Origin of the sequence: Pseudarthrobacter sp. NPDC058329, from assembly GCF_042879835.1 — a bacterium.
Lineage (GTDB): Bacteria > Actinomycetota > Actinomycetes > Actinomycetales > Micrococcaceae > Arthrobacter.
Window position 1 is genome coordinate 703,200 of sequence record NZ_JBHVZR010000001.1, and the last position, 22,579, is coordinate 725,778.

The 22,579-nt window shown below is 66.1% G+C and carries 16 protein-coding genes and 1 riboswitch; of the genes, 14 read left to right on the forward strand and 2 right to left on the reverse strand.

Annotated features, from left to right (window positions below; all coding sequences use genetic code 11):
• The first annotated feature begins 98 nt into the window (after positions 1-98).
• A complete protein-coding gene (locus tag ACFVYC_RS03365; RefSeq protein WP_387546533.1) occupies positions 99-731 on the forward strand; it encodes a DsbA family protein in 633 nt (210 codons plus the stop codon).
• Positions 732-1,117: 386 nt separating this feature from the next.
• On the opposite strand, the gene valS is transcribed toward ACFVYC_RS03365, so the two are convergent.
• Positions 1,118-3,739: a valine--tRNA ligase gene (gene valS, locus ACFVYC_RS03370; RefSeq protein ID WP_387546536.1), complete on the reverse strand. Its 2,622-nt coding sequence runs from the start codon at positions 3,737-3,739 to the stop codon at positions 1,118-1,120.
• 140 nt (positions 3,740-3,879) lie between these two features.
• On the opposite strand from valS, the gene ACFVYC_RS03375 reads away from it, so the two are divergent.
• From ACFVYC_RS03375 to ndk, 5 genes are all read left to right on the forward strand, one after another.
• A complete protein-coding gene (locus tag ACFVYC_RS03375) occupies positions 3,880-4,638 on the forward strand; it encodes an SDR family oxidoreductase (RefSeq protein WP_387546539.1) in 759 nt (252 codons plus the stop codon).
• Positions 4,639-5,028: 390 nt separating this feature from the next.
• Complete coding sequence (ileS, locus tag ACFVYC_RS03380; RefSeq protein ID WP_387546542.1) at positions 5,029-8,337, forward strand: isoleucine--tRNA ligase; 3,309 nt, start codon at positions 5,029-5,031, stop codon at positions 8,335-8,337.
• A 3-nt stretch (positions 8,338-8,340) separates the two neighbouring features.
• Entirely contained in the window at positions 8,341-9,699 is a 1,359-nt protein-coding gene (locus tag ACFVYC_RS03385) for a bifunctional folylpolyglutamate synthase/dihydrofolate synthase (RefSeq protein ID WP_387546545.1), read from the forward strand.
• Positions 9,699-10,181, forward strand: a complete 483-nt coding sequence (locus ACFVYC_RS03390) for a DUF4233 domain-containing protein (protein WP_387546548.1) — start codon at positions 9,699-9,701, stop codon at positions 10,179-10,181. Before ACFVYC_RS03385 ends, ACFVYC_RS03390 begins: the two co-directional genes overlap by 1 nt.
• A 40-nt stretch (positions 10,182-10,221) precedes the next feature.
• Complete coding sequence (gene ndk / locus ACFVYC_RS03395) at positions 10,222-10,641, forward strand: nucleoside-diphosphate kinase (protein ID WP_387546551.1); 420 nt, start codon at positions 10,222-10,224, stop codon at positions 10,639-10,641.
• A gap of 81 nt (positions 10,642-10,722) precedes the next feature.
• Here the strand turns inward: ndk and ACFVYC_RS03400 are convergent, their stop codons facing one another.
• The gene (locus tag ACFVYC_RS03400; RefSeq protein ID WP_387546553.1) at positions 10,723-11,406 is read right to left on the reverse strand and encodes a vitamin K epoxide reductase family protein; all 684 of its coding nucleotides are present in this window, start codon (positions 11,404-11,406) and stop codon (positions 10,723-10,725) included.
• A 451-nt stretch (positions 11,407-11,857) separates the two neighbouring features.
• On the opposite strand from ACFVYC_RS03400, the gene ACFVYC_RS03405 reads away from it, so the two are divergent.
• The 8 genes from ACFVYC_RS03405 (at position 11,858) to ACFVYC_RS03440 (ending at position 22,579) form a co-directional block, all read left to right on the forward strand.
• Positions 11,858-15,316: an Rne/Rng family ribonuclease gene (locus ACFVYC_RS03405; RefSeq protein ID WP_387546556.1), complete on the forward strand. Its 3,459-nt coding sequence runs from the start codon at positions 11,858-11,860 to the stop codon at positions 15,314-15,316.
• A 176-nt stretch (positions 15,317-15,492) separates the two neighbouring features.
• A riboswitch (TPP riboswitch) is annotated at positions 15,493-15,590 on the forward strand.
• Between the two features lie 8 nt (positions 15,591-15,598).
• Entirely contained in the window at positions 15,599-17,122 is a 1,524-nt protein-coding gene (gene thiD, locus ACFVYC_RS03410; RefSeq protein ID WP_387546559.1) for a bifunctional hydroxymethylpyrimidine kinase/phosphomethylpyrimidine kinase, read from the forward strand.
• Between the two features lie 263 nt (positions 17,123-17,385).
• A complete protein-coding gene (gene rplU, locus ACFVYC_RS03415) occupies positions 17,386-17,694 on the forward strand; it encodes a 50S ribosomal protein L21 (protein WP_091422877.1) in 309 nt (102 codons plus the stop codon).
• Positions 17,695-17,753: 59 nt separating this feature from the next.
• Positions 17,754-18,017, forward strand: a complete 264-nt coding sequence (gene rpmA / locus ACFVYC_RS03420; protein WP_009372867.1) for a 50S ribosomal protein L27 — start codon at positions 17,754-17,756, stop codon at positions 18,015-18,017.
• 116 nt (positions 18,018-18,133) lie between these two features.
• The gene (gene obgE, locus ACFVYC_RS03425) at positions 18,134-19,723 is read left to right on the forward strand and encodes a GTPase ObgE (RefSeq protein ID WP_387546562.1); all 1,590 of its coding nucleotides are present in this window, start codon (positions 18,134-18,136) and stop codon (positions 19,721-19,723) included.
• Positions 19,713-20,864: a glutamate 5-kinase gene (gene proB, locus ACFVYC_RS03430; protein WP_387546564.1), complete on the forward strand. Its 1,152-nt coding sequence runs from the start codon at positions 19,713-19,715 to the stop codon at positions 20,862-20,864. The genes obgE and proB overlap by 11 nt, the downstream gene beginning before the upstream one ends.
• Before the next feature lie 26 nt (positions 20,865-20,890).
• Entirely contained in the window at positions 20,891-22,270 is a 1,380-nt protein-coding gene (locus ACFVYC_RS03435) for a glutamate-5-semialdehyde dehydrogenase (RefSeq protein WP_387546567.1), read from the forward strand.
• A gap of 78 nt (positions 22,271-22,348) precedes the next feature.
• A complete protein-coding gene (locus tag ACFVYC_RS03440) occupies positions 22,349-22,579 on the forward strand; it encodes a hypothetical protein (protein WP_163164071.1) in 231 nt (76 codons plus the stop codon).

Here is a 22,579-nt window from a genome sequence, read left to right on the forward strand (position 1 = left end):
CGGGACCCTGCCCGGACCCTGCCTGAGAACCAACGCGCCCGTACCACCACGCCAGCTGAGGGCTGCTTCGTGCGCCCAGCCCACCGGAAGGATTTCCCATGTCTGAAGCCGCTGCCAATGCAGAATCTGCCCTGAACAAGGCGGACTTTTGGTTTGATCCGCTGTGCCCCTTTGCGTGGATCACCTCCCGCTGGATTGGCGAAGTGGAAGGTGTCCGCGACATCGAAACTGTCTGGCATGTGATGAGCCTTGCCGTCCTGAATGAGGGCCGCGACCTGGAGCCCGCCTACCGCGAATCCATGGACAACGCCTGGGGCCCGGTCCGCGTGATCATCGCCGCGCAGCAGGAACACGGACAGCAAGCAGTCAAGGCACTGTACGACGCCATGGGTTCTTTGATCCATGAGCGCGGTGAGGAGGACCGTGCGGTGGTCATCAGCAAGGCACTCGCGGAATGCGGTCTTCCCGCAGGGCTGGCGGCGGCCGCCACAACGGATGCCTTGGACGCCGAGCTGCGCGCAAGCCACGAGCAAGGCATCTCGCTGGTGGGCCAGGACGTCGGAACGCCGGTGGTTGCCTTCAACGGAACGGCGTTCTTCGGACCGGTCCTCACCCGCATCCCGCGCGGCGAAGAGGCGGGCAGGCTGTGGGACGCCACCACGGCGATTGCCTCCTACCCGCACTTCTTCGAGCTCAAGCGCAGCCGCACCGAACGGCCCGAGTTCAACTAGGTACTGAACCTGCCGGACTATATGGCAGGGTGCCAAAGAGCCCCGGCAAAACTACTCTCTTGTAGTTCTGCCGGGGCTCTTGCGCTTCCGGAGGGGCAGGACAAAAATGGAACTTACCCACTTCGAAAGAAGAGGGACGCAGAAACCAAAGATTCAGTGATATGCATTCAACGCAGCCATCGGCAAAGTTAGAAGCAGGCTACCAGTGACGAGGTAGGAAGACCTGAAGATCTGAGGATTCTGCCAGACCATCGAAGACGTCACCGGATGGCCGAAAAGTCGAAGCCCCACCAACGGCAAAACGCTGATGGGGCTTCCCCTTTGCCCTGAAACAGTTCCCCTGAAACAGTTCCTCTGAATCAGTTGCCCTGAAACAGGCAGCCCGGTCAGGCCTGGGCGGGCTCCTCAGTGGCGGCCAGGGCCACGTCACTGACAGTCAGGTCACCGTCGCCCACCAGCAGCGTGATTTCCCTGGCATTTGAGGCGGCTTTGAGGTCGGCAAGTCCCGCCTTCAGCTGCGTGGTGAGCGCTTCCGAAGCCGTGATGGTGGCGGAAAGAACCTCGGTGCGCTGTTTGACCTTGGCCTCGGACTTGGCCTTGCGGACTCCACTGAGCGCGACACCCACCGTGGCAAGCATCGTGGTGTCACCGCCGGGCACGTCCAGCGGGGCAGGCCACTGGGCGCGGTGGACGGAGCCGTTGCGCCACCATCCCCAGACCTCTTCCGTGGCAAACGGCAGGAACGGCGCGAACAGGCGGAGCAGGGTGTCCAGGGTGGTGGCCAGCGCTGCAAGCACGGAAGCCTGTTCGGACTCGCCCGCCGCACCGTAGGCCCGGTCCTTGATGAGCTCCACGTAGTCGTCCGTGAACTGCCAGAAAAAGCTCTCGGTGATCTGCAGTGCGCGGGCGTAGTCGTAGTTCCCGAACGCCTTGGTGGACTGGGCCACAACCTCCGCGAGCTGGGCAAGTAGGGCCCGGTCCAGCGGGTTGCTCAGCACCGACAGGGCGGCGGACAGCACCGATGCCTCAGTGGCTCCGAGGTTCAGCACAAACTTGGAGGCGTTCAGCAGCTTGATGGCCAGGCGCCGGCCGATTTTCATCTGGGCGATCTCGTAGGCGGTATCTGCCCCGAGTTTCGCTGACGCGGCCCAGTAGCGGACGGCGTCAGAGCCATATTCCTCCAGCACGTCGGTGGGGACCACCACGTTGCCCTTGGACTTGGACATCTTCTTGCGGTCCGGATCCAGGATCCAGCCGGAGATGGCGGCGTGCTTCCACGGTGCGCTGTCCTCCAGGGCGTCCGCGCGGACCACCGAGGAGAACAGCCAGGTCCGGATGATGTCGTGGCCCTGGGGCCGGACGTCAAACGGGAACACCTGGGCAAACAGTTTCTCGTCCCGCTTCCAGCCGCCCACGATCTTGGGCGTCAGAGAGGACGTGGCCCACGTGTCGAGGATGTCGGCGTCTCCGGTGAATCCGCCGGGCACGTCGCGCTGGGCCTCGTCGAAGCCCGGTGCGGCATCGGCTGCCGGGTCAACGGGAAGCTGCCCGTCCGAAGGAACGATGGGGGCGTCGTAGTCCGGGTTGCCATCGGCATCCAGCGGATACCAGACGGGGATCGGCACGCCGAAGAAGCGCTGCCGGGAGACCAGCCAGTCACCGTTGAGGCCGGAGATCCAGTTCTCGTAGCGTGAACGCATAAAGGCGGGGTGGAAGTTGATCTCCTGCCCGCGGGCGATGAGCCGCTCCCGGCGGTCCTCGTCCCGGCCGCCGTTACGGATGTACCACTGGCGTGAGGTCACAACTTCCAGGGGCTTGTCGCCCTTTTCGTAGAAGTTGACGGGGTGCATGATCTTCTTCGGCTCGCCCTCCAGCAGGTCCGCGGCGGTGAGGAGCTTCACCACCTCTTCCTTGGCGCTGAAGACGGTTTTGCCCGCAATCGCAGCGAAGGCCTCACGGCCGATGTCCGTGGTGATCCACTCGGGAGCCTCGCTGATGATCCGGCCGTCGCGGCCCACGATGGCGCGGGTGGGCAGCTGAAGTTCGCGCCACCAGGTCACGTCGGTCAGGTCGCCGAAGGTACACACCATGGCGATGCCGGAACCCTTGTCCGCTTTGGCGAGCGGGTGTGCCTTGACTTCAACCTCGACGCCGAACACCGGGGACGTGACCTTCTTGCCGAACAGCGGCTGGTACCGTTCGTCGTCGGGGTTCGCCACCAGCGCGGCGCATGCCGCGAGCAGTTCGGGGCGGGTGGTCTCGACGTAGATGCGCTCCCCGTCCTCGGTGAAGAACGGGTAGCGGTAGTACGCGCCGGGCACCTCGCGGTCCTCAAGCTCGGCCTGGGCCACCGCCGTACGGAACGTTACGTCCCAGAGCGTGGGTGCCTCGGCCATGTACGCATCGCCGGCGGCGAGGTTGGCCAGGAAAGCCCGCTGCGAAACTGCGCGCGAGTTGTCGTCGATGGTCCGGTACGTCAGCTCCCAGTCCACGGACAGGCCAAGGGTCTGGAAGAGGTTCTCGAAGACCTTTTCGTCCTCGACAGCCAGCTCCTCGCACAGCTCGATGAAGTTCCGGCGGGAGACGACGTCGAAGTCCCGCTGGTTCTTGGCAGGCTGCGCCGGCGGCTGGTAGTCGGCGTTGTACGGAATGGAGGGGTCGCAGCGGACGCCGTAGTAATTCTGCACGCGGCGTTCGGTGGGCAGGCCGTTGTCGTCCCAGCCCATGGGATAAAAGACGTTTTTACCGGTCATGCGCTGGTAGCGCGCCAGCACGTCGGTCTGGGTGTAGGAGAACATGTGCCCCACGTGGAGTGATCCGGAGGCGGTGGGAGGGGGAGTGTCGATCGAGTAGACCTGCTCCCGGGTGGTGTCCCTATTGAACTTATAGGTCCCCTCGGCAAGCCAGCGCTGCGTCAAGGCAGCTTCGAGGCCTTCGAGGGCCGGCTTGTCCGGAACGTTGATGGGGGCGGTGTTGGGCGTGTCTGTACCCTGAGTGTCTTCAGCCATTTGCCAATTGTTTCATGGACGGGCTGGTCCGCCGGTCGCCAGCGGACCCGGCGGCCAGCACGGCGGTCAACGCCGGCGCCGGTGTCATCCGGCGACATACCTCCGGGCCTTCCCGGCGCAGCTGCCGCTAGGGTGGTGCCATGACTTCGGACGTGCAGAAAAAGGCAGCTTTGGTGACCGGCGCGAGCAGCGGAATCGGCGAGGCAACGGTCCGCGCCCTGGTGGCCCAGGGGTGGACGGTCTTCGCCGTGGCCCGCCGCGCGGAGCGCCTTGCCGCCCTCGAAGCCGAGACGGGCGCCGTCGCGATTCCTGCTGACATCGCCGAGGACGACGACGTGTCCCGTCTGCTTGCCCGCGTGACCGAAGCCGGGGGAATAGACACGCTGGTCAACATTGCCGGCGGCGCAAGGGGAGCGGACGCCATAGGCGCCGCAAGCACGGAAGACTGGGAGTGGATGTACCGGGTCAATGTGCTTGGCACCATGAAGCTCACCCGCGCCTTCCTGCCGATGCTCCGCGCCAACGGTGAAGGGACAGTGCTGAACCTGACCTCCACGGCCGGCCTGTCCGCCTACGAGGGCGGCGGCGGCTACAACGCTGCCAAGTTCGCACAGCATGCCATGACCGGGGCACTCCGGCTCGAGGAAGTGGAGAACAACCTCCGGGTCATCGAAGTGGCTCCCGGCCTGGTGTACACCGAGGAGTTCGCCCTGAACCGGCTGGGTGACCAGCAGGCCGCCGAAAAGGTCTACAAGGGAGTCGAAAAGCCGCTCACTGCAGAAGACGTGGCGGAGGTGGTCCGGTACGCCGTCACTGCCCCGCACCACGTCAACCTGGACCAGATCGTGATCCGGCCGGTGGCGCAGGCCGCCAACCACAAACTGATCCGCAAGGGCTAAAACCTACGGCGGCACCAGCCGCGCCGCCCCATCACGGCGTGCGGCCCCGGCGCCTCGCATCCGCCTGTCCGCGTTTATTGGTGGCCCGGCCGCGGAAATAGTAGACTCGAAACCGGCTACGACCCGGCTATCACCGGCGAGCTTCCGGAAGAACGCGCAAACAGCCTGCCAGGCGGGGAGCGTCAGTAGAACCGGACGGGTAAGCCCGTCACAGCAGTAATGAGAGGCCGGAGCAGGCCCGTTCCCCCGGGAACTGGCAGCGCCGGTAAGTGAGGTGGTACCGCGGTGAGCGTGGAGTCCCGGCGGACAACACGGCAACCGTCCTCGCATCCTGAACGGAACTGAAGGCCCAGGCCGGCAGTTCGCCAAGCTCAACCCAGGATGTCGAGAATGACGTATTACCCCAAGGCCTCAGCCTCCACCAGCGGCACGCCCGGCGTTTCCGCTTCCGTGAAGTTCCCGGAAGTCGAAGAGCGCATCCTCAAGTACTGGGACCAGGACGGCACCTTCCAGGCCAGCATCGACCAGCGCAGCGCCGATGCCCCCGGCGGTGAACCCGGGAGCAACGAGTTCGTCTTCTACGACGGCCCGCCGTTCGCCAACGGCCTGCCGCACTACGGCCACCTGCTGACCGGGTACGCCAAGGACCTGGTGGGCCGCTACCAGACCCAACGCGGAAAGCGCGTGGAGCGCCGCTTCGGCTGGGACACCCACGGCCTGCCGGCAGAGCTTGAAGCCATGAAGCAGTTGGGCATGACGGACAAGACCCAGATCGAAGCCATGGGCATCGACAAGTTCAACGACGCCTGCCGAGCCTCCGTGATGAAGTACGCCGACGAGTGGCGGAACTACGTCACCCGCCAGGCACGGTGGGTGGACTTCGACAACGACTACAAGACCCTCAACGTCGAATACATGGAGTCCGTCCTCTGGGCGTTCAAGCAGCTTCACGAAAAGGGTCTGACCTACAACGGCTACCGCGTGCTGCCGTACTGCTGGAAAGACGAGACGCCGCTGTCCAACCATGAGCTGCGCATGGACGACGACGTCTACAAGAACCGCCAGGACCAGACCGTAACGGTGACCTTCCCCATCACCGCCGGAGAGTCCGAACTGTCCCGGCAGCTCGACGGCGTGCAGGCCCTCGCCTGGACCACCACGCCCTGGACGCTCCCCACCAACGCCGCGCTCGCCGTCGGGCCTTCCATCACCTACGCCGTGCTGCCCGCGGGGCCCAACGGCATCAAGGCTGCCGCCGCGGACGCACCCGTGGGCGGCAGCTTCCTGCTCGCCGCGGACCTGCTGGCCAGCTACGCCAAGGACCTGGGTTACGACGACTTCGAGGCAGCAGAAGCCGCCGTCGTGTCCACCCACACGGGCGCCGAACTGGAGGGCCTGGCCTACCAGCCGCTGTGGCAGGACTTCAGCGACAACGAAAAATACGGCATGGAGAACGCCTGGCGGTTCCTCGTGGCTGACTATGTCACCACCACCGACGGCACCGGCATCGTGCACCAGGCCCCTGCCTACGGCGAGGATGACCAGAAGGTCTGCGAGGAAGCCGGCATCCCGGTGATCCTCTCCGTTGACGAAGGCGCGAAGTTCCTCCCGCTGTTCAAGCACGGCGACCTGCACGACATCGTTGGCCTGCAGGTCTTCGAGGCCAACAAGCCCATCACGCAGGTCCTCCGTGCCCAGGGCCGCCTGGTCCGCCAGGCCAGCTACGAGCACAGCTACCCGCACTGCTGGCGCTGCCGCAACCCGCTGATCTACCGGGCCGTTTCCTCCTGGTACGTGGAGGTCACCAAGTTCAAAGACCGGATGTCCGAACTGAACCAGGAGATCAACTGGATCCCCGGCAATGTCAAGGACGGGCAGTTCGGCAAGTGGCTGGCCAACGCCCGCGACTGGTCCATCAGCCGCAACCGCTACTGGGGCAGCCCCATCCCCGTCTGGCAGTCCAGCGACCCCGAATACCCCCGCACCGACGTCTACGGCTCGCTCGCCGAGATCGAAGCGGACTTCGGGCGCCTCCCGCTGAACAAGGACGGCCAGGTTGACCTGCACCGCCCGTTCATCGACGAACTGACCCGGCCCAACCCGGACGATCCGCGTACCCCCGAAGAGGGCCAGTCGGTGATGCGCCGCGTGGAGGACGTGCTGGACGTCTGGTTCGATTCCGGCTCCATGCCCTACGGCCAGGTTCACTATCCCTTCCAGAACGAAGCCTGGTTCGATACCCACAACCCGGCCGACTTCATCGTGGAGTACATCGGGCAGACCCGCGGCTGGTTCTACATGCTGCACATCCTCTCCACCGCGCTGTTCGACCGGCCGGCCTTCCGCAACGTCATCAGCCACGGCATCGTGCTGGGCTCGGACGGGCAGAAGATGTCCAAGAGCCTGCGGAACTACCCGGACGTCTCCGAGGTGCTGGACCGCGACGGCTCCGACGCCATGCGCTGGTTCCTGATGTCCAGCCCCATCCTTCGCGGCGGCAACCTGGTGGTCACCGAGCAGGGAATCCGCGACGGCGTCCGCCAGGTCATCCTGCCGCTGTGGAACGTTTACAGCTTCTTCACGCTGTACACGAACGCCGCTTCCGGCGGAGCAGGGTACGACGCCAAGCTCCGGTACGACGGCTACGCCGACACACTTGACCGGTACCTGCTGGCCAACACCGGCGAACTGGTCCGGAACATGACGGTGCAGCTGGACACCTACGACATCTCCGGCGCGTGCGATGAACTCCGCAGCTACCTGGACATGCTCACCAACTGGTACGTCCGCCGGAGCCGCCAGCGGTTCTTCGACGAGGACCAGGACGCCTTCGACGCCCTGTACACCGCCCTGGAAACCGTCTCGCGCGTGGCGGCGTCCCTGCTGCCGCTGGTCTCCGAGGAGATCTGGCGCGGCCTCACCGGCGGCCGCTCCGTGCACCTGGCCGACTGGCCGGATGCCGGCCTGTTCCCGGCCAACCCGGAGCTGGTGGAAGCCATGGACAAGGTCCAGCAAATCTGCTCCACCGGGTCCTCGCTCCGCAAGGCCGCGAACCTCCGTGTCCGCCTGCCCCTGCAGGAACTGACGGTGGTGGCACCCGGCGCCGACGCGCTGGGCGGGTTCGCCGCCGTCGTCGCGGACGAACTCAACCTCCGCTCGGTCCGACTGCTGGACGCAGTCACCGCCTCCCCGGAGGAGTTCGGGATCCAGCAGAAGCTGGTGGTCAACGCACGGGCCGCCGGCCCGCGCCTGGGCAAAAACGTGCAGCTGGCCATCAAAGGCTCCAAGTCCGGTGACTGGTCCGTTGACGACGCCGGCGTCGTCGTTTCAGGCGGCCTGCAGCTGGAACCGCAGGAGTACACGCTGGAGACGGTGGTGGCTGAGTCCGAGGGCGGCAGCGCCTCGGTAGCGGTGCTGCCGGGCGGGGGCTTCGTGGTCCTCAACACCGAGGTCACCCCGGAACTTGAGGCCGAAGGCCTGGCGCGCGACATGGTCCGCGCCATCCAGCAGGCACGCAAGGACGCCGGGCTGAACGTCAGCGACCGGATCCGGACCTCCGTGAGTGCCCGGCAGAACGTGGTCGACGCCCTGCTGGCCAACGCGGACCTGGTCAAGGGCGAGACCCTTACCGTGGACCTCACGGCCGTACCCGCGGATATTGCAGAACCGGTTGTCGCCGTCGAAAAAGTAGAGGCCTGATCCATGACTGACGAATTTTCCGTAGAGAGCGTCTACGCAGAACTGCTGGGCCGGGCGCCGGAAAACAAGATGGAGCCGCGGCTCGCCCCGCTCTTCCGGGCGATGGACGTGCTGGGGGAGCCGAACAAGGCGTTCCCGATCATCCATGTGACCGGGACCAATGGCAAGACCTCCACGGCCCGCATGATCGAATCGGTCCTGCGCGCCCACGGCCTGAGCACCGGCCGTTACACCAGCCCGCACCTGACCAAAGTCACCGAACGGATCAGCATCGACGGGCATCCCGTTCCGGACGAGACCTTCGTCCGGATCTGGGACGAAATCCGCCCTTACCTGCAGATTGTGGACTCTGAGCTGGAGGCCGACGGGCAGCCGCGCCTGACGTACTTCGAATGCCTCACCATCCTGGGCTTTGCGGTCTTCGCCGACCAGCCCGTCAACGTGGCGGTCATCGAAGTGGGCCTCGGCGGCATTACGGACGCCACCAACGTGGGGGACGGGCAGGTTTCCGTGATCACGCCCATCTCCCTGGACCACACGGACCTGCTCGGTGACACCACGGAGGACATCGCCTACGAAAAGGCCGGCATCATCAAGCCCGGCGGCTGCCTCGTGAGCGCTGCCCAGCCGCTTGACGCGGCCCAGGTCCTGCTGGAGAAGGCCAAGGACGTCGGTGTGCCCTTCAAATTCGAGGGCGTGGAGTTCGGCGTCGAGTCCCGGACGGTGGCTGTTGGCGGCCAGATGGTCACCATCCAAGGCATCGCGGGCCGCTACCCGGACCTGCTGGTGCCGCTTCACGGTGCCCACCAGGCGCAGAATGCAGCCGTGGCCGTGGCAGCCCTCGAAGCATTCTTCGGCGGCGAAAAGGAACTCGGTTTCGATGTCCTGCAGGAGGGCTTCGCCGCGGTCACGTCGCCGGGCCGGCTTGAGGTAGTGCGCACGGCGCCCACCATTGTGGTGGACGCGGCCCACAACCCCGACGGCGTCAAGGTCTCGGCGGCAGCCCTCCATGAAGCCTTCACCTTCACCCGGCTTGTCCCGGTGGTGGGAATCCTGAAGGAAAAGGACGCCGAGGAGATCCTTCGCCAGCTCAAGGAATCCCTGGGTGGCATGGCTGAGGAGTACTGCTTTACCCAGTCCAATTCCCCGCGTGCCGTCCCTGCGGCTGAACTCGCCGAGCTCGCCATCGACCTCGGCTTCGGCGAGGACAACGTGCACGTCGAGGAAAAGCTCGACGACGCCCTGGAATGGGCCGTGGAACGGGCTGAGGCAAACGACGACCTTTCCGGCGGCGTGCTGGTCACCGGCTCGATCACCCTGGTGGCAGAAGCCCGGATCCTGCTCGGAAAGACGGAGGCGTGATGGCCCGCCTCACCAAAGCACAGCGCGAATGGCGGCCGGGGATGCCGAAGAAGCGGCGCTCCACCAAGGTGATGTTTGCGTCCACGGTGCTGCTCCTGGAAGCCTTTGTGATGTTCTTCGCCACCCTGGCGGTGTTCGGGCTGCGCCGCGGTGAGTTCCCGCCGGCGGCGATCCTCGGCGTCGGCATCGCCCTGAGCGTTGTGATGATCGTTGCCTGTGCTTTCCTCACCAAACCCTGGGGCATGGGACTGGGCTGGGTCCTGCAGCTGGTCTTGATCCTTACCGGCATCTTCGAGCCCGCCATGTTCCTGGTGGGCGCGCTGTTCGCACTGGCCTGGTGGTACGGGATCCGCACCGGAATCCGGCTGGACCGGGAAGCCGGCGAGCGTGCCCGCGAACAGGCCGCCTGGGAAGCCGCCCATCCGGAGGAGTCCGCCGGGCCAGGCCAGCAGCCCCCATTGCCTGAGACGAAGTCCCCGTAGACTTGTCCCCGAAACCCCTTACCAATGCATTGGAGCAGTTGTGACTACTGAGCGCACCCTCGTCCTGATCAAGCCCGACGGCGTCGCCCGCAACCTCACCGGGGCCATCCTGGCGCGGATCGAAGCCAAGGGCTACAGCCTGGCCGAGCTGAAGAAGGTGGACGCGTCCCGGAAGCTGCTGGAGCAGCACTACGAGGAGCACGTCGGCAAGCCCTTCTACGAGCCGCTGGTCGAGTTCATGCTTTCCGGCCCCGTTGTGGCAGCCATCTTCGAAGGCCACCGCGTCATCGAAGGCTTCCGCTCCCTGGCCGGTACCACGGATCCCACCACGGCAGTCCCCGGCACCATCCGCGGCGACTTCGGCCGCGACTGGGGCCTGAAGGTCCAGCAGAACCTGGTCCACGGCTCCGACTCCACAGACTCCGCCGAGCGGGAGATCAAGATCTGGTTCCAGGCGTAAACCGCCCGGGATAACAGATAAGGCCGATGTTCTTCGCGAACATCGGCCTTATCTGTCATCCTGCGCAATTTGCCGTCAGCTTCAGAAGCCCGACGTTCCGGCGAAAACCTGGATGAAAGCAAAGAAGATGGTGGCGATAACGGCCACGTAGAGCAGCGCGGTGATGATCCAGCCGGAGTCGCCCAGGATGCGGGCTGCGTTCGCCGGCACCGGAATCACCCCGGCCGTGATGTTCCGGATGGTTACCCAGACGAAGAGGGGAATCATGGCTGCCCAGACGATCATACAGAACGGGCAGAGGACGTGGATGTCGTAGAGGGCCTGGGACCACAGCCACACCACAAAGATGAAACCGAGCGTGACGCCGGCCTGCAGGCCCGCCCAGAACCAGCGGGCAAAGGTTGCCCCGGCCAGTAGTCCCATGCCCACCGTGATGATGACGGCGAACGCCACGATGCCGATGAACATGTTGGGGAAACCAAACAGCGAACTCTGCCACGTCAGCATCACCTGGCCGCAGGAGATCCAGGGATTCACATCGCACACGGTGGTGTGGTTGGGGTCCTGCAGCACAGCCAGCTTTTCCAGGACCAGTGTTCCCGAGGCCAGCCAGCCGATGATCCCCGTGGCCACCAGCAGCCAGCCGAAGGGCCGGTTCCGGGTTATCGCCGGAACCGCGCCTGTTGTCCTGCCGGCCGGGAGGCTGTCCTGGTTCAGGCTCCGTTCCTGGGCAGGGGTGCCGCTGAGGGGGGAGATGCTGGGCATTGGTATGGCGTCCTTTTCATCCGGTGCTCCTTGCCTGATTGTAACGCCGCAGGCTGGAAGGACCATCCAGGGGAGCGGGAAAAGCCAGCGGATTTGGCGCCGCCTCCACCGTGATTTAGTCCGGGTATGAGAGAATGAACTTGGCTGGAAGCCGATCCACATTCGGACTCCGGTCCGGTGGCTTGTTCCCAAGACCGCCAATGACGAGCAGGGCAGGCATCGGTCTCACCGGCGCAGTCTCCCGCGACTCCATTGAGCGGCACCTGGTTGTGGCATGTAGAACAACGGGTTTCAGAACATCCCACCGGCCCCCACGGGCTGCCGCACCCCACTGCCGGTGCGAACCTGGGGGTATCCACTTGACTTCTGTCAACGCCTGCGGGTTTTGACAATATGTGCCCCAATGGGTGCCGGATGTGGCGGTACGTCAGGGGCAGGAGTGTTGCCACATATGGATAATGAACAAGTTTCAGCCGTTAACGACGAAGCAGCGGCCACCGAGGCCGGCGCTGCCCCCAAGAAGACCACGAGGACGCGCCGGAAGGCCACGCCCAAGGCCGAGGCCCTGATCCCGGAAGTTGGCCTCCCGGAAGCCGGTTCGGCAGGGAGTACCCCCGCCGGCGTCGATGCTCCCGCTGCGGGAGCGGATGCGGCGGAATCCGCTGCGCCGGAGGCCAAAGCTCCCGTCCGCCGGACGCGCGCCCGGAAAAAAGCCGAAACCGCTGAACCCCTTCCGGCGTTCGCGGAAGATGCAGAACCTGAAGCAGCGGCCGGCGTCCAGGCCGCTGCCGGCGCAACCCCTGATGCCGCCGCAGGTGCCGATGCGCCTGCGCTTTCCGCCGGAGAGCTTCCAGCGGGGGAGCCGGCCGCCGGGGCGGCTGAAACGAAGCCTGTCCGTCGCCGCCGGGTTGCCACCCGGAAGACCTCCGCACCCGCACCCGCTGCCGAAGCCGAAGCCGTACCTGCACCGACCGGTGCCGAGCCGGCCGATGTCCAGGCAGCCGATGTTCCGGCAGCGCCTGAAACCGAAGCTGCCGTGCCTGCAGAAGCAGCTGCCCAGCCTGCAACGGCAGAGGCACCAGCAGAAGAAGCCGCCGAAGAAAAAGCCCCCGCAGTGGCTGTCCCCCAGGCTGAAGCGCCGCAGGCAGCAACTCCGGAGGAGCAGGCGCCCGCGGCTCCTGCCAGCCCCTTCGGCTCCCTGTTTATGGAACCTGCTTCCCCCACCTCCGTGCTGTTCCAGGCGCCTGACCTGAGCACCGTGGTGCGTCCGGTGCCCGCCGCTGTGGAAGAAGCAGGAGAGGACGACGCCGAAGAGAGCGATGCTGAGGACGCCAACGGACGCCGGAGGCGCCGGGGCCGGGGCCGCCGGGGACGCAGCCGTACCGGCGAGCGTGAAGCGGACGCCGACCTTGAGGGCAGCGAAGGTGCCGGCGAAGACGCTTCGGACGACGCCGACGAGGACTCCGCCGGTCAGCTCGAAGAGGGCGTAACGTCCCGCCGTCGCCGCCGCCGCCGCCGTGGCGACCAGGACCTTGAACTGACGGGCGGGGGAGACGACGATCCGCCCAACACGGTCACCCGCGTCCGTGCGCCGCGCGCCGTGAGCGAGCCGGCCGTGAGCAACCGCGTCACCAGCGTTAAGGGATCCACCCGCCTGGAGGCGAAGAAGCAGCGCCGGCGCGAGTCCCGTGACACTGGCCGCCGCCGCACGGTCATCACCGAGGCCGAGTTCCTGGCCCGCCGTGAGTCTGTTGACCGGCAGATGATTGTTCGCCAGCGCGACGACAGAATCCAGATCGCCGTCCTCGAAGACGGTGTCCTGGCCGAGCACTTTGTGTCAAAAACGCAGCAGGACTCCCTGATTGGCAACGTGTACCTGGGCAAGGTCCAGAATGTGCTGCCCTCGATGGAAGCGGCGTTCGTGGACATCGGACGCGGCCGCAACGCCGTCCTGTACGCCGGTGAAGTGAACTGGGAAGCCGTCAACCTTGAGGGCAAGCAGCGCCGCATCGAAAACGCCCTCAAGTCCGGTGATACCGTCCTGGTCCAGGTGACCAAGGACCCCGTGGGCCACAAGGGCGCCCGCCTGACCAGCCAGATCTCACTGCCCGGCCGCTACCTGGTGTTTGTGCCCGGCGGCTCCATGACCGGCATCTCCCGCAAGCTGCCCGACGTCGAACGCAACCGCCTCAAGCGCATCCTCAAGGACCGCCTCCCGGAGCAGGCAGGCGTCATCGTCCGCACCGCCGCCGAGGGCGCTTCCGAGGAAGAGCTGACGCACGACATCAACCGGCTGCGGGCCCAGTGGGAGGGCATCGAGAGCCAGTCGAAGTCCACCAAGATCCTCGCCCCTGAGCTGCTCTACGGCGAACCGGACCTCACCATCAAGGTGGTCCGCGACGTCTTCAACGAGGACTTCTCCAAGCTGATCGTCTCCGGTGAGGAAGCCTGGGACACCATCGAGGCCTACGTCACCTACGTGGCGCCGGACCTGGTGGGCCGCCTTGAGAAGTGGACCAAGGACCAGGACATCTTCGCTGCCTGGCGCATCGACGAGCAGATCCACAAGGCCCTGGAGCGGAAGGTCTTCCTGCCGTCCGGCGGTTCGCTGGTGATCGACCGCACCGAAGCCATGACCGTGGTGGACGTCAACACCGGCAAGTTCACCGGCAGCGGCGGCAACCTCGAAGAGACCGTGACCAAGAACAACCTCGAGGCTGCGGAGGAAGTGGTCCGCCAGCTCCGTCTCCGGGACATCGGCGGCATCATCGTCATCGACTTCATCGACATGGTCCTCGAATCCAACCGCGACCTCGTTCTCCGCCGCATGGTGGAATGCCTGGGCCGTGACCGCACTAAGCACCAGGTGGCCGAAGTGACGTCACTCGGCCTGGTCCAGATGACGCGTAAGCGGATGGGCACCGGGCTCCTGGAAGTATTCGGCGAGCAGTGTGAAACGTGCGCCGGCCGCGGCGTTGTCACCCACGACGACCCCGTGGAGCACCGGCGGGCCAACATCGTAGCCGCCGAGCACCACGTCCAGCGGTCCGACAGCCGGCCCGAAGCCCGCAGCGAAGGCCACCGCGCCGACGCCCAGCGCATCGACAGCAGCCAGCCCGGCGCCCGCCCGGACCGCAAGCGCCGGCGCGGCCGCGGGGGCCAGCAGCCTGAGGTTGCCCCGGCGGCTGCCGTCCACGTCCACACCGTCCAGCCCGACCCCTCGGACGCTGAGAGGCACGCCAAGGCTGAGGCCACCCGGCTGGCCCTTGCCAACATCGCCGCCGCCGCGCACGCAGCGCACCTGCACGACGACGAAGTGGCGGCAGCCAGGCAGGCGGCCGCTGACCAGGCGGCCCCTGCAGCGGAGGCTGTAAAACGCGACGACGAGGCGCGCCCGGCTGCCGTACTCACCTTCGGTGGGGAGAAGGTGGTGTTGCCGTTCGTTGAGCATGCAGAAGAGCAGCAGCAGAAGCCGGCCCTGACCCTGGACCGGCTCGCTGAAGCCTTCGCCCACCTCGGCCAGCCGGCGCCCGCTGAAATCCGGCTGGAGCAGGCAGAACCGGAGCAGAATCCTGCAGAGCCCGTGGAAGCGGTGCAGCCCGCGCAGGTGCCTGCCGTTGCGGCCGCTGCTGCAGCACCGGAAAAGGACTACACCGACCACACACTGGAGCAATCCCGGCAGCGCCGGCCGCGGCGCCACCGCAGTGCCAGCCGCGCCCAGGGAGCTGCCAACGAAACCACCGTGCAGCACCACGAGAGTGTGGCGGCAGCCAGCACAGGGCATACCCACGAGGCCAAGGCCCCGGAGCCGGCAGGCGCCGCGGGAGAGGCGGGCGCTGCAAAACCGGCCGCTAAGCCGGCAGAGGCGCCCATCATCCTCGGCGTCGGGGTTCCGGCCTCGGAACTCTAGGGGCCGCAAGTACGGATGCCCGGCCAGCCACAGCAGTGGCTGGCCGGGCATCGCGCGTTAACGCCACGGGATCCAAGGGCCGTGCGGGCCCCCAACCGGGCAGGGCAACCCAAAGGCAGGGTGGCTGGTCGCAAAGTGTCACCTTCGGTCCCCGCCTGGGAAAAAAGCTAGGCTGGGGAACCGACACGGGGTGCCGCGCAGAGGGCCGGCTGAGATTCACACCCGTTGAACCTGTCCGGCTAGCACCGGCGAAGGGATGTCTCTTTGTCTACGACTCTTGTAATGCCCACTGCCACCACGGCAACCTTCACTACGGCACCAACAACGCCAGGCCGGCCCATACCGCGGGTCCTTTCCATTGCCGGTTCCGATCCTTCCGGCGGCGCCGGCATCCAGGCCGACCTGAAAAGCATCGCCGCCCTTGGGGGCTACGGAATGGCTGCCGTCACTGCCCTGACCGCCCAGAACACGCGCGGCGTCAGGTCCGTGCACGTGCCCCCCGCAGCGTTCCTGGGTGAACAGCTGGATGCCATCAGTGACGACATCGGCATCGACGCCGTCAAAATCGGGATGCTGGGCAACGCCGAGGTCATCGAGGCGGTGGGTGCGTGGCTCCGGAAGGTGCGTCCCGCCGTCGTGGTCCTGGACCCGGTGATGGTTGCCACCAGCGGGGACCGGCTCCTGCAGGAGTCCGCGGAAGCGGCACTGCGCGGGCTCCTGCCGCTGGCACACCTCATCACCCCGAACCTGGCGGAGCTCGCCATGCTGGTTGGCGGGGAACTGCAGGACAGCTGGGACGGTGCGCTGGCACAAGGCCGCGCCCTTGCCACTGCGACCGGTACAACAGTGCTGGTCAAGGGCGGCCACCTGGCTGGCAACGAGTGCCCCGATGCGCTCGTTAACACCGCTGGCCTGCTGACCGGCGAAGTGGTGGTGGTGTCGGGGGACCGGCTGGCAACGCGGAACAGCCACGGCACCGGCTGTTCACTGTCCTCTGCCATGGCAACCGCCCACGCGCGGCTGGGGGACTGGGAGGCGTCACTCCGGGAAGTCAAACCCTGGCTGGCCGGGGCCCTGGAGGCATCCGAAAAACTGGAGGTGGGAACCGGCAACGGACCGGTGCACCACTTCCACCACCTGCAGCCGCTGCCCTCCGAAGGCAGCTTCGCCGCACAACTGTGGGCTGAGGCGCAGCCGGACCTGGACGACATCTATGCCCTGGACTTCATCCGCAACCTGGCCTCGGGCAGCCTCCAGGAGCAGGAATTCGGGTACTACCTCGCCCAGGACGCCATCTACCTCAACGGCTATTCCCGGGTTCTGGCCAGGGCGAGTGCGCTGGCGCCTACCGAGGCCGAGCAGCTCTTCTGGGCTGCTTCTGCCGGGCAGTGCCTGGAGGTCGAGTCAGAACTCCACCGTTCCTGGCTGAGCACGCGGACGGTCCAGCCCCGGCTGGGCCCCGTGACCAAGTCCTACGTGGACCACCTGACGGCGGCATCGGCGTCGGGCAGTTACGCGGTCCTGGCGGCGGCCGTGCTGCCCTGCTTCTGGCTCTACGCGGAGGTGGGGGCCACGCTCCACGCCCAGTTCGTTGCCGCCGGTGAGCCCTCAACACACCCTTACGCGGACTGGCTGCGCACCTATGCAGACGAAGAATTCGCAGCCGCCACCCGCAGGGCTATTGCCATAGTGGATGAAGCGGGCCGCAAGGCTTCCGCCGCGGACCGGGCCGCCATGTTGACGGCGTTCAAGCAGTCCTGCCGCCTCGAAGTGGACTTCTTCGACGCGCCGCGCATCCACTCCTGACCATGCAAAGGCGGCGCAACCGGTACTATGGTGGGGCACGGTGCGGACGCCGGAGTTGAGCTGTGGTACCTATCACAGTGAACCCGCCGGAACCAGCCTCATTTGCGGCCGAAGACAAAATTAGCGTATTCTAGATCTTCGGTGCTTACGCCAACACTTGGGTTATGACCCCACGGCGTTGAGGCACAGCGAGAAACCAGGCTTTTATTGGCCGGTTCCGCACGCAAATTTAGTAATAAACGTCGAGAGAAGTGAGTTCCCAAGTGGTGTACGCGATTGTCCGCGCAGGCGGCCGCCAAGAGAAGGTTTCCGTTGGAGACTTCGTTACCCTGAACCGCGTCGCCGGTGGAGCTGGCAGCACCATTCAGCTGCCCGCACTGCTCCTGGTCGATGGTGACAAGATCACCACCGCCGCTGCTGACCTGGCCAAGGTAACTGTTACTGCTGAGATCCTGAACGACCTCCGTGGTCCGAAGATTGTGATCCAGAAGTTCAAGAACAAGACCGGTTACAAGAAGCGCCAGGGTCACCGCCAGGAACTGACCAAGGTCAAGATCACTGGTATCCAGTAACCTTCGTTACTGTTCAGGTTTTTCAGCAGATCCCCAGAATTTAGAGGCAGGCATTTCAAATGGCACATAAAAAGGGCGCGAGCTCCACTCGCAACGGTCGTGATTCCAACGCTCAGTACCTCGGCGTCAAGCGCTTTGGCGGCCAGGTTGTTTCCGCAGGCGAGATCATCGTCCGCCAGCGTGGCACCCACTTCCACCCGGGCGCCGGCGTTGGCCGTGGCGGCGACGACACCCTGTTCGCACTGACCCCGGGAGCCGTTGAATTCGGCACCCGCCGCGGTCGTCGCGTCGTCAACATCGTTGCTGCTGCAGCTGCAGAGTAACAAAAAGTTCTGAAGCGGTGGAGCGGGCCAGATGGTCCGCTCCACTGTTCTTTTAACCGCATTACAATCGTCTTGGCGCCCCGCGGCGTCCAGGAAACAGCACTGAGGAGATCCACGTGGCCAGCTTTGTAGACCGGGTAGTACTGCACGTATCCGGCGGTACCGGCGGCCACGGATGCGTCTCCGTCCACCGCGAGAAGTTCAAGCCGCTGGGCGGGCCCGACGGCGGCAACGGCGGCAACGGCGGCGACGTCATCCTTCGCGTGGACCACCAGACCACCACCCTCCTCGACTACCACCACGCACCCCACCGCCACGCCACCAACGGCGGCCCGGGCATGGGCGACTGGCGCGGGGGCAAGAACGGCGAAACGCTCATCCTTCCCGTCCCGGACGGCACCGTGGTCAAGTCCAAGGACGGCACCGTCCTGGCGGACCTCGTCGGAGAAGGCGCCGAGTACGTGGCCGCGGCAGGCGGCATCGGCGGCCTCGGCAACGCTGCGCTCTCGTCGCAGAAACGCCGCGCTCCCGGGTTCGCCCTGCTCGGCATCGAGGGCGAATCCAGCGACATCGTGCTGGAACTCAAGTCGATCGCCGACATCGCCCTGGTGGGCTTCCCGTCCGCCGGCAAATCAAGCCTTATCGCCGCCATGTCCGCGGCCCGGCCCAAGATCGCCGACTACCCCTTCACCACGCTTATTCCCAACCTCGGGGTGGTCCAGGCCGGCGACGTCCGCTTCACCATCGCCGACGTCCCGGGCCTCATCGAAGGCGCCAGCGAGGGCAGGGGCCTCGGCCACCACTTCCTGCGCCACGTGGAGCGCTGCGCCGCGCTGGTCCACGTCCTTGACTGCGGAACCCTTGAATCGGACCGCGACCCCCTGGCCGACCTCGCGATCATTGAGGCGGAACTTGAAAAGTACGCCGTGGACATGAGCTACGCCGGGCAGGACGGCGAAGTTGTTCCGCTCAACCACCGCCCCCGCCTGGTGGCGTTGAACAAGGTGGACCTGCCCGACGGCAAGGACATGGCCGAGTTCGTCCGCCCGGAACTGGAATCCCGCGGCTACCAGGTGTTCGAAATCTCCGCCACCAGCCACGAGGGCCTTCGCCAGCTCGGCTTTGCCATGGCCGGCATCGTCAAAGCAGCCCGCGATGCCGTGGCAGCCGCGCCTCCCAAGGTCCAGCCCGCCGTGCTGCGGCCCCGTGCAGTCAACGAATCCGGCTTCACGATCCGCCGCGAGGAGAAGGGCCTCGAGCCGCTGTTCCGCGTCCTCGGCGAAAAGCCCGTGCGCTGGGTCAAGCAGACGGACTTCACCAACGAGGAAGCCATCGGCTACCTCGCCGACCGCCTGGCCAAGCTCGGTGTCGAGACGGAACTCTTCAAGCAGGGCGCCAAGCCCGGCGACACCGTGGTGATCGGCGGGGATGACGGCGTCGTCTTCGACTGGGAGCCCACCATGATGGCAGGTGCGGAACTCCTCGCCGCACCGCGCGGCACGGACATCCGCTTCGCCGATCTCGGCGACCGCCCCACCCGCGGCCAGAAGCGCGAAGAGCAGCAGGAACGCAAGGATGCCAGGGCCGCCGCCCGCGCCGAGCTGGAAGCCGAACGCAAGGCCGGCATCTGGACCGAGTCCGTGAGCAGCCGCCGGGTGGCCAAGCCCCTCAAGGAGAGTGGACTGGACGCAGGCGATGAGTTTTAGGGCTGCAGCCGCGGAACCGCTCACCCGGTCCGTGGACCGGAGCGTCCTCGCCAACGCCGGCCGAGTTGTGGTCAAGGTGGGTTCGTCGTCCCTGACAAGCATCAAAGGCGGCATTTCCGAGGAGTCGCTGACGGCCCTGGCAGACGCCCTGGCCGCCAAGCGCAACACGGGAACCGAAATCATCCTGGTGTCCTCCGGCGCCATCGCCGCGGGCCTCGCTCCGCTGGGGCTCGCCAAACGCCCGCGCGACCTGGCCACCCAGCAGGCTGCCGCGAGTGTTGGGCAGGGTCTGCTGATGGCCCGCTACACCCAGGCGTTCGGTGCTCACGGCGTGACGGTCAGCCAGGTCCTGCTTACCGCCGAGGACCTGATGCGGCGGAGCCAGCACACCAATGCATTCCGGGCCCTGGACCGGCTGCTCAACCTTGGCGTCGTTCCGGTAGTCAACGAGAACGACACCGTGGCCACGCATGAAATCCGGTTCGGCGACAACGACCGCCTCGCAGCCCTGGTGGCACACCTGGTCCGGGCGGACGCGCTGGTGCTGCTGTCCGACGTCGACTCCCTGTTCGACGGCCCGCCGTCGCTCGGCGCGAAGCGGATTCCCCTCGTTGCAGGCCCCCAGGACCTGGAAGGGGTGTCCATCGGCAAGACCGGCAAAGCCGGTGTGGGAACCGGCGGGATGCTCACAAAGGTAGAAGCGGCAACCATGGCCGCCGGCTCGGGCATCCACGCGCTGGTCACATCCACCCCCAACGCCGCCGCGGCGCTGAACGGGGAGGATGTTGGCACCTGGTTCACCGTCAACGGCGCCCGCAAGCCGGTCCGCCTGCTGTGGCTGGCGCACGTTGCTTCCGTGCAGGGCCGCCTGGTCCTGGACGACGGCGCCGTAAAGGCCGTGCGCCATCACCGCACGTCGCTGCTGCCTGCCGGGATCTCGGCTGTGCATGGCGACTTTGAAGCGGGCGACGCCGTCGAGATCGCCAGTGCCGACGGCACCGTGGTGGCCCGTGGCCTGGTGAACTACTCGTCAGCCGAACTGCCCCAGATGCTGGGCAGGTCCACCAGGGACCTCGGTGAGGCGCTGGGCAGCGGCTACGACCGTGAAGTTGTTCATGTAGATGACCTCGTGCTGGTTTGAGCTCCCGGCTCGCCTAAACTTGGATCATGACTGAGGCCCTGACCCACAAGACCGCCGAAAACTCCGGAGACACCGCTGCGTACGCCGGCGTGCCGCCCGTCGAGTCACCTGCAGCGTCGGTGCCGGCCGGGGTCCCGCTGTCGTCAGGCGACGTCGAAGCGGCGGTCCACGCCATCGCAGACCGTTCCCGCCACGCCGCGCGCCGGATGGCCATGGCCAACCGGGCCTGGAAGGACCGCGCCCTTCGCGCCGTAGGTGATGCCCTGCAGGGGAGCACTTCGGCCATCCTGTCCGCAAACGCCAGAGACGTGGCGGCGGGGAAGGCCAACGGCACCTCTGCCGCCATGCTGGACCGGCTCACCCTCACCGAAGCCCGGATCGCGGGCCTCGTGGCCGCGCTGGAGAACCTGGCAGGCCAGCCTGACCCCGTGGGCAACGTGGTCCGCGGGCAAACCCTCCCCAACGGGCTTCGCCTGCGGCAGGTTAACGTCCCCATGGGTGTGGTGGCGGCCATCTACGAGGCACGCCCGAATGTCACGGTGGACATCGCCGGGCTGGCCCTCAAGAGCGGCAATGCCGTCATCCTTCGCGGCGGCAGCGCGGCAGAGGCCACCAACGAAGTCCTGGTGCGCATCCTGCGGGAGGCACTCGAATCCGTTGGCCTGCCTGCCGACGCCGTCCAGACCGTGGACCAGTACGGCCGCGCCGGCGCCAACGTCCTGATGCGCGCCCGCGGCAGGGTGGATGTCCTGATTCCCCGCGGCGGCCGTGAGCTTATCCAAACCGTGGTCACCAACTCCGCCGTCCCGGTCATTGAGACGGGGGAGGGGAACGTGCACATCTTCATTGACGAATCCGCCAACGAGGAAATGGCCGTGGAGATCCTCCTTAATGCCAAGACGCAGCGGCCCAGCGTGTGCAACACCGTGGAGACCCTGCTGGTCCATTCCGGCTCAACGGTGTTGCCGGCCGTTGCCGCCGCCCTGAGCAAGGCCGGCGTCCGGTTGCACGCTGACGAGCGTGTCCGCGCGTCCCTTCCCGCGGCGATCAAAGCCGAACCGGCCACTGACGAGGACTGGGGCACCGAATACATGGACCTTGACCTCGCAGTTGCCATGGTGGACAGCCTGGACGAGGCCGTCAAGCACATCCGCACCTGGTCAACAGGACACACCGAAGCGATCCTCACCAATGACCTCGCCAACGCCGAGCGGTTCATCGCCGAAGTGGATTCCGCCGCTGTCATCGTCAACGCGTCCACCAGGTTCACCGACGGCGGCGAACTTGGGCTGGGCGCCGAGGTGGGGATTTCCACCCAGAAGCTGCACGCACGGGGCCCGATGGGCCTGACCGAACTCACCACCACCAAGTGGATCGTGCAGGGCGAGGGCCAGGTCCGCGGGTAGCAACGCGGTAACATAGACCAGAAGTCAGAAACGGCGGAGCTTTCCGCTGCCACAATCGTTTGAACCCAAGGGGAGAAAATGCTGTTCCAGCAGATTGCCACGACCATCGCCGAAGGCGAAGAGCACGAACTCGCCCCGCTGTGGGCTGAGCCGTGGGTCTTCGGAGTGGTTATCTTCGCCATCCTGCTGGTGATGATGTTCATCACGCTGTCCTACTCCAACCTGGGCAAGCGGCACGCTGCCACCGAGGAGCACGCGGACCCGCACCGCCAGCACCCCAACAAGCACGATCACGGGCAGGGCCACTAA